The following is a 7943-nucleotide window of genomic DNA, read 5'->3' as shown; positions in this document are numbered from 1 at the left end:
CCTCGAAGATCACGCCATTGGTGGTCGCCGCTTCCAGTGCTAACCCGCCAAGATTTCCTGCGCCCAACTCCGCTTGAGCTTGCGCATACCCGGTCGAGATGATGCCGTTGAATTCTTCGGTTGGGTGGAGTGGCTGATAGGCGCCTGCGTCCTCGCCAGGGTGCGCCAGGTAATACTGATAATACGCTTGCTTGGCGCCGATTGGATCCAGTCTTCCTCGCCGCAGTTGCAATTCAATGCTGTGGAGCGCATCTATGCCGCCACAACCATCATCTACGCTTGTTCCACATATGGCTGCATGTCCGCTTGGATCGATGAACCCGAGAGGTTGATTCCCGACGTAGCTGTAACGGTTCAGATTCTGCGGATTTTCCGGCTGGGGAATTACCGTATCCGCGGCGAGAAATCGCCCGATGATCGGATCGTACCAGCGGGACTGGTAGAAATACAACGCCGTGCCGCTGTCCCATCGCTGCCCGGTGAAACGGTAGGTCGTCACCTGGTTGTTGGCGTTGTAGCGCGCCGCGCCAAAGGGATAGTAGCGCAGTTCGGTTTGACGGGCGCCGCTGCTGTTCAGCGTCAGCGCGGTGGAGCCGAGATGATCCGTCAGCAGGTAGTAGAGCACACCGCCGCTGCTCTCGGCCACGCGCACGCTGCCCGCGTAGTAGTATTTCTTGACAACGCCGTTGTCCACCTCGTAGTAGCTGCCCACGAAGGCCCGTGTGGCCCCGCTGATCGTCTCCTTGACCCGCTTCCCGTCCCCGTCGTAGACGTAGCTCGAGGTGACACCGCCGCTCATGGCTGTCAGCCGGTTCTCAGCATCGTAACTCAGCGTGATGTCCTGGCTGCCGCTGATGCGCCGCGTGGCATTGCCATTCTGGTCGTACCAGTATTTCTGGTTGCCGGGCGCCGTCCCCCGATGTGCGTCACCGCACGCTTGTGTGCGCCATTCTGATAGTACTGATTCTGCGTCGCGCTCTCGAAGTGGGTCAGGTTGCCGATGGCATCGTAGCCGTAGTTCTTCAGGCTGTAACCGCCATAGCCCGTGGCGCCACTGGCCTGCGCGGTGCTCAGACGGTGCAGCGCATCGTAGCTGAAGCTCTGCGTCTGGGTCGGCGGCGTTGGCGGAGGGCCGCTGTAGGTTGGTGATGTCAATGATGCTCAACACGTTGCCGGCGTCATCGTAGGTGTAGCTGATGTTCTGCAGGTTGGTGTAGGGGACGCGTTGCCGGTCTTCAGCGTCACAGCCGGAAGTTCCTCGGCCGCGGTGTAGGTGTAGAGCCAGCGTGTACCACTCCCGTCGTGCTGCCCAGCCAGCGTTCCGTCACCTGGCCCAGCGCGTTGTAGAGCGTCTCGCCCACATAAGTAAGTGCTGCCGTTGCTCTGCACCTGGCGCAGCAAGCCCTGGGTGTTGTAGGTGAACATCACCTGCTCGCCCAACTGGCCCGCGTTGCCGCCAGGATACTTTTGCCACAGCGGCCGGTCGGCTGAGTCATAGCGCCAGGCCGTCACGAAGGCGCCGCCCCCTGTACCGCTGATCACCTGGGTCTCGGTGATCACCCGGCGCGCAGATCATAGGCCCAGGCGCGCTGCTGCCCGATGGATCGTTCATGCCCGTGCGTCGGCCCCTGCCCAGGTTGCCGTTCGCCGTGCTGTCGTAGCTGAAGCTGACGGCATAAGCCCCGCTGCACGTCAGGGTGTCCAGGTTGCTGATGCCCGCATGATAGGTCTTGCCCACCAGCCGATTGTGGCCGTCGTAGTAGAAGCAGATCGCCTGGTAGCGCGCATCGCGCTGTTTCACCAGGTTGCCCGCCGCATCGTAGCGATACTGCCACGCGCCCATGTCCGGATCGTTCATGCTCGTCTTGCGGCCCAGCAGGTCGTGGGTCAGCGTCGTCTGGTTGCTGGCGTGATCCTGCACCGTCAGCAGCCGGCCGGCCACGTCGTAGCTGTAGCGCGTGCGGTATTCGCTGCCCCAGGTAGGATTGGCCGGGCCGACCGGCCACGAACCGGTGCTCTCGAGACGCTGCGCAGGTTGCCGAACACATCGGACGCACGGCGCACGAAGCGTCGATTGGCCGATCATGCACAACCGATCGATCTGTCTGCCTCCAGAAGGCTCTGGACGCCATGTTGAACATCGGGGGTGAAATCAGTGGAGTTACCTCATGGGTCTACCCCATACATCTCGTTCAACGTCCTGGGTGCATCGGCTGAGAATTGAAAGGATCGGGCGATGTCTTCCAGGACGGCCCGTAGGGCAGGGGCATATTCGGTCCAAGTGGCGCTGCTGATCTGAATTACTACGTTGTCTCCTTGTTTTATGAAGATACTTTCCAGCGTTGCGGCGCCGCTTTTGTCCGCAAGTGAGCTTCGGACCATCTCGTGCAGGCTGCCATTGGGCTCCACAAAGGTGGCCTCGGAAGTCGCGGACAATGTGTAGCCCGAAGGATTGCCGGGCAGTGTCATTTGCAAGCATTTCTCAACCCAAGAGCGCAGGCTTCCTCCTTTAGCAAACTCAGACCCCATATATACAATGGCGACCCCACTGTCGCTACCCAGGTGATCCACTACAGGAGCATCAATTGGAAATAGGGTAGATTGTATCGGTCGGGCTTTTCACGCACCGGAACGAACTTCCAATCGGCCGGATAGGCAAAGGACACGCCCACATAGGGAGACGTATCTGCGCCAGCCAGCGCGCTGGGGTTGACCAGTTGGGCCGGAAGTAGCTGCGACTGCAATTGTGGCAGGGGCGGGACCGGCAACTGCAACGACTGGGGTGTCCTTTGGCAATGTTGTCACCGTCGGCGACGCGCTTGCGGGTGGCGACGCTGTCGCCACCCGCGTCATTGGGGCGACAGCGGGCGTTGCGGGTCTGTTCTGGAGTGGTTGGCAGGAGACCAGAACACTGGTCAGCGCCACACTGCATAACAGCACCCAACCTGTCTTGTCGGCATGCACTAATCTCATGGTTCCCATACTTTTCTCTGTGAGCGAAGAAAGCAAAGAAGTTCGGTCAGTATCCCCACACCTGATGTTGCCTGTGGGATTTGCCGGGTCAGAAGGACGCGGTCAATTCTCGCCATCTTCACGCATCCAGATGTTGATGACTCCGCTCGCCTTCGCTGACGCCAGGTAGGGACGTTTCCAGCCATCTTGATGTTGCATACACGCGGCCGAGGGATAGCCTGGATTTCGCGCGACGTGTCGTTGGGTAATCATCACGGCCCATATGGCGAATCATCATTCACGGTTCCACCCAAGCCGCAAACCCAAATGTAGTATCGTCCCGTCTGCTTGAATGAAACGTTGGCATACCGCAATTCAGGTGAGAGCCAGTAATCCCAGGGATTGGCGTTCCAGCCTTGGCCGTTGTTTGGCATCCCTTTCATGAAGCATTCGGTCGTGCGTTGAGAAGTGAGGGAATCGCCTGATAACAGAACCAGGCATGATCCGAGCGGCGTTCGGTGAATGCCACCGGTTCGATGATACGCAGGCTGGCGCTGCGTCAGCGGATAGATCGTGCCGCACGTAGCGCCTGAATTTGAATGGTCTCGGCACGAAGCCCAACAGCGGCGCTCCACGGCGTCCGTGCTGGCATTGTGTGTTGATGGGAAATGAAGATGCGGGCGATAGGCACGGCGGGCGGCGGCGGAGCAGGTTGCGCCTGACGCAATTAGGTATCGCGACGTTGTCGTCAGGCCCATGAAACTCGTCAGAGGGCGGAGATGGCGATACACGCGACTCTCATTACCTATTCACCGAGGTGTGGACGTCCATTGGTCCCCAACCGTATTATCCCAACTGAGATCATCACCCCGCAGCATACTACCGGCACTCAATGTCAGGCGAACCAGCGTTGCCCGGTGCTTGTCTGAAGTACAATTGACATTCAAAGGCCGGATGGATTACCCACCAATTGCCGGCAGAGCCTTTGGAGGATTGTACATCCCCCGGCTGTACGGTCTGGGCATCTACTCCAGGACTGGTTGGTAGCGAACCATTCGAAATCGCCTCTCGTTCAGCAAACCCGGATCAGGAGAAACAGAGGAAGCACAGGAAGACCCGCTCGCGCGTCGCGGCACGCCAGATCGCACGCTGGAGCAGGCAGCCGAGGCCCAACGACGCTTTCCAGCGAAGGCCATGACTCGCGGCCAAAAAGCCCGTGAGGTTCCTCGGCGCCTTCGAACTCAAGAATCGGCAATCGGCAGCAGCAGTCAGCGTGGGTATAGGTGCTGGCAGAACCAGGTTGCGTGAGCCAACGGCTTGCGAGGGCCGATTTCGGTTGTGCGCAAGGAGTGAAGAACCCGTCTGAGAACACCGGCTGGAGGCGAGCACTTGACCGACTACTGGTCGGCACGGGCGACCAATGGTAAGGCCATTACTCCAGGTCTGGTAAACCTGTTCGGATGCTATCTCGACAAGAGAAGTTATCGATCCGGTTGCCGTCCAGAGGATCACTCCTGGGGTATAGAGCAAGGTCGAAGCTCCCCGGCGCAAGGGGACGTCTGGGGAGTGTGTTGAGATTCCACTGGCTCGGGTAATGCAACGTGAGTCCAGGGGACATGAACTTAGCAGCGGTGTTTATTTGCAGGGGGGGGGTAGCGGCAGCCACGGCTGAGAACAGCAGGCTGCAAACCATCAGCAGATGGACGACCAGCAGCGGACGCGCCGCCAGCCGCGAGACAGGAAGGTGTGGTGAAGAGAGATGAAAGAGTGAGGAACACCAGCGCAACATGACAACGGACTCCTTTCGTGCAGCGATCGAAACGGATGGGGTCAGGGACAGTTCCTGACTGCTGAAGGATGTCTCGGGCAGCCGGGAGCGGTTTCTCGCCGAGGACTTCCGAAATCGGGAGGCGGATCGAAAGGCGGGGGCAAGCTTGTGGCTAATCACAGCATAGCACGCGCGGCGGTTTGTCAAGCGGCAAAATATTGGCTGCTGAATTGCTGAATGCGCAGGCTGGCGCTGTTCAGACAGTCACCCGCAGGCGGCGCTGTTCGTCCTGGCGTGGCGGGCAGCGGCCAATGAACGCGGCCTGCTGCGCAGGACGTTGATCATTTTCGGCCATGATGCAGACGGCAATTTCCGCAGGGTGCGCGCGCCAATGTCCGGGAGGCCGATGGGCGCGTGATACGGCTGAATTTCTCTGGCGGGATGCCCTGCTCCTGGTTGAGAAGCTGGAAGACGGCGCTCACCCGACGCTGCGAACCGATCATGCCGATGTAGGCCAGCGGCGCGCCCAGCACTTCGAGCAGGCAATCAATGTCGTACTGATGGCCGCGTACCAGGACGATGTAGGAGTCCTTGTCCAGGCGGCCATCGGTCAGCATGGCATGCACCGTCTCGCGCAGCGGCGCAGCAGAACCTGGTCGGCCTGCGCAAAACGCTGACGGTTGGCAAACTGCGGCCGGTCGTCCAGCACAGTGACGGTGAATCCGCGCAAACTCCCCAGGCTGGCCAGCGGCACGGGCGATGTGGCCCGTTTCACGATGACCAGATGCGGCGGCTGGCGCTGCACCTCCACGAAGACACGCAGCGTCGTTTCCATCTCCTGGCTGTAATCCAGGGTGCGATGCTGCTTTGCCGCTCAGCACCGCAGCTGCATCAGTCAGGACGCGCGGCCTGCTCACCCCAGGCCCAGGTCGCCCAGCGGTGGGTTGATCTCGCCAGACCAATGCCCGGCGCCCTGGCTGGCCTGGTACGGCCCGGCCGCAGCGATCACGGTGGTAAGGGCCACGCCGTGCTTGTCGTCGAGAGATGCGCAGTGCCGTGAGAATCGGATCGGTCATTGGCCCCAACGTTCAATGAAGACATTCTGATGCCGCCGCAGACGCCCAGGCTCTGCATGGAGATGTCCTCGGTCGGATCCACATGGATATTCTGCGGTTTCGCCGGTTTGGATCACATCCAGCGCCGCGGATGGACATCGGCCTCGCTGAGGCCGCCTGTAATCGTGCCCACGTGCTGGCCCAGCGGATGAACAATCATCTTGGCCCCCACCACGCGGCACCGATCCCCGCATCGGTGATGGTCGCCAGGGCCACGGTTTCGCCCTGGTCAAGCAGGTTGTTCAGCCGGTGATAAATCGTGTCCATCGGTTGCGCTTGCGCCCACCTCCCGCAGATAATCGTCCGGGGTATCCATGCGCCTCAAGAATCGTCGGGCTGTCCAACGTGCCATGCTCGATCTGTCCAGCCAGCGAGGTCCAGAGGGAGCGCAGGCTGTCTTGCCAGCTCGCGCCAGCACTTGCCTGGCCAACCGCACGCGGTAAACAGATGGGATGCCCGCGCCGCATCTGGTAGCTGGGGATGATGATGCGCTGCGGCGGGCCATCGCGCCAGGCCGCAATCACGGCGGCGATGGTGCCCGCCTGGATGCGCGGCTGATCCCCCACCGCAATCAGCGCCGCGTTCACCGTTGGCCCCAGGGCGCAGCCCCACCTGGATGGATGAAATCATCTCGCCGGCGGCGTGATCGTTGAAAACGACACGTAGCGGATAGCCTTTGCAGCCCGCCCGCCAGCGCCTCATGCTCGTACCCGGTCACCACCAGCAGATCCGCCAAGACGCGTCAGGCAGGGGTGGTCACCACCTGCTCGATGACCGTTTTCTGGCCCCACGGCAGCAGTGGCCGAGCCGGCCCACGCGCGAGGACGCCCGGCCGCCAGCACCATACCGGCAATCATCGTCGCGGCGCGGGCCGGAGGCTTTCATCTCGTAGCCCCATCCGCTCCACGATCGGGCGGGCCTGCATGTCCAAACAAGGTCTTTCATCATAGGCCAATCATAGCACATGGCATCCCCTGCTGCCAAGCCACCACCACCAGGCGATCTCCAATCTCCTAATCTCCATCTCCGATCTCCGATCTCCAATCTCCAATCTCCGCCCGCCCTGCTGCTTGACAAATTTTCGACCCCGTGCGATAACAGTACCATCAAACTCGATTTCGTGTTGAGCATCGTCACGGGCAGGTAACTATGACTGAATCGCAATCGGTATGGATTCTCATCCTGACCGCGTGATGCGGCGCGGGCACCGCAGCGCCGCTAACGCGCTGGATGGAGCGTTGCGCTCGCTATGGCGACCGTGTCGTCACTGCGATTGTCAATCCGCTGCACGAGCCTCATCTTCGATGTGTTCGGTTTGGCCGAGGAAATTGACCGGTCCTGGGTGCAGGCCACGCCCACCCTCCTCCAGTTGCAGCACGAGGCCACTGAGTTCACCGCTTTCGTACGTGATCTTCGCAGCCTGTCGGCGCGCGCTGACGTGCAATGCTGACGCTGGCTGCTGGCGGTTCAACCCCGATGTGGTGGTTTCGGTTTTGCTCTACGCCAGCGAGGCAGTGGCCTTGGCCAGCGCCCGCCTGTGACGCCCGATTCCACATATCACCGTCATCACCTGGTGACTAGGTTTCCACCGTCATGAAGTTTGGTTTTACGTCTCGCACGACCCGCTTTGCGGTGTCGTCGGAGGTCGTGGCGGTCCTTCACCTGCGGCCTGGACGCCTTTTAGCGTCGTGGTCGCCGGCATCCCTCGGTCGGCGCTTTGGTCAACCGACGGCCCCGGCCAGCAGTTGCCGAGCGAGTTGGGTTGGGAGGCCGACACGCCGGCCATTCTGCTGATGAGCGCGCGCGGGCACGGTCATGTGGCCGACCTGGCGGCTGCGATTGATGCAGCTTGCCTGCCGCGCAGTTGGTTGTGGTCGGTCCGTCGTAAAGAAGGATTGAAGAGCATCTGGTTTGTCGGTCCTGCAATCCCACCCCACATCTACGGCTTTGCAAGCGAGGTGCCCACGCTGATGCAATGCCTCGGACATCGTCTTGACCAAAGCCTATGGCCCTCGGTGAGCGGGGCGCTGGCCGCTGTAAACCATTCTGCAAAGCGCAATTCAGGGCCAGGAGACCGGCAATGTGGAGCATGTGGTGGGAGCATGGCG

The 7943-nt window shown here is 61.0% G+C and carries 7 protein-coding genes and 1 pseudogene; 2 read left to right on the top strand and 6 right to left on the bottom strand.

The window, feature by feature from the left end:
- The 6 genes from IPG14_RS19100 to IPG14_RS19075 form a co-directional block, all read right to left on the bottom strand.
- Nucleotides 1–1168 (bottom strand): RHS repeat-associated core domain-containing protein (locus IPG14_RS19100; protein ID WP_343392868.1); only part of this gene is annotated, 1168 nt, incomplete at its 3' end.
- Between the two features lie 324 nt (nucleotides 1169–1492).
- The gene (locus IPG14_RS19095) at nucleotides 1493–2086 is read right to left on the bottom strand and encodes an RHS repeat domain-containing protein (RefSeq protein ID WP_343392867.1); all 594 of its coding nucleotides are present in this window, start codon (nucleotides 2084–2086) and stop codon (nucleotides 1493–1495) included.
- Nucleotides 2087–2166: 80 nt separating this feature from the next.
- Entirely contained in the window at nucleotides 2167–2571 is a 405-nt protein-coding gene (locus IPG14_RS19090) for a hypothetical protein (protein ID WP_343392866.1), read from the bottom strand.
- Nucleotides 2572–5061: 2490 nt separating this feature from the next.
- The gene (locus IPG14_RS19085) at nucleotides 5062–5337 is read right to left on the bottom strand and encodes an XdhC family protein (RefSeq protein WP_343392865.1); all 276 of its coding nucleotides are present in this window, start codon (nucleotides 5335–5337) and stop codon (nucleotides 5062–5064) included.
- Nucleotides 5331–5555, bottom strand: coding sequence for a hypothetical protein (locus IPG14_RS19080; RefSeq protein ID WP_343392864.1), 225 nt, complete (start codon nucleotides 5553–5555; stop codon nucleotides 5331–5333). Before IPG14_RS19080 ends, IPG14_RS19085 begins: the two co-directional genes overlap by 7 nt.
- A gap of 522 nt (nucleotides 5556–6077) precedes the next feature.
- The gene (locus IPG14_RS19075) at nucleotides 6078–6422 is read right to left on the bottom strand and encodes an NTP transferase domain-containing protein (RefSeq protein WP_343392863.1); all 345 of its coding nucleotides are present in this window, start codon (nucleotides 6420–6422) and stop codon (nucleotides 6078–6080) included.
- 662 nt (nucleotides 6423–7084) lie between these two features.
- Here IPG14_RS19075 and IPG14_RS19070 point away from each other — a divergent pair.
- Nucleotides 7085–7285, top strand: a complete 201-nt coding sequence (locus IPG14_RS19070; protein ID WP_343392862.1) for a hypothetical protein — start codon at nucleotides 7085–7087, stop codon at nucleotides 7283–7285.
- A gap of 238 nt (nucleotides 7286–7523) precedes the next feature.
- A pseudogene (locus IPG14_RS19065) lies at nucleotides 7524–7943 on the top strand (hypothetical protein); the annotation flags it as partial.

It is taken from the genome of Candidatus Amarobacter glycogenicus (assembly GCF_016704105.1).
Lineage (GTDB): Bacteria > Chloroflexota > Dehalococcoidia > Tepidiformales > Tepidiformaceae > Amarobacter > Amarobacter glycogenicus.
Note: the sequence above shows the minus strand (reverse complement) of the source record. Positions and strands in the feature narration are given on the sequence as shown.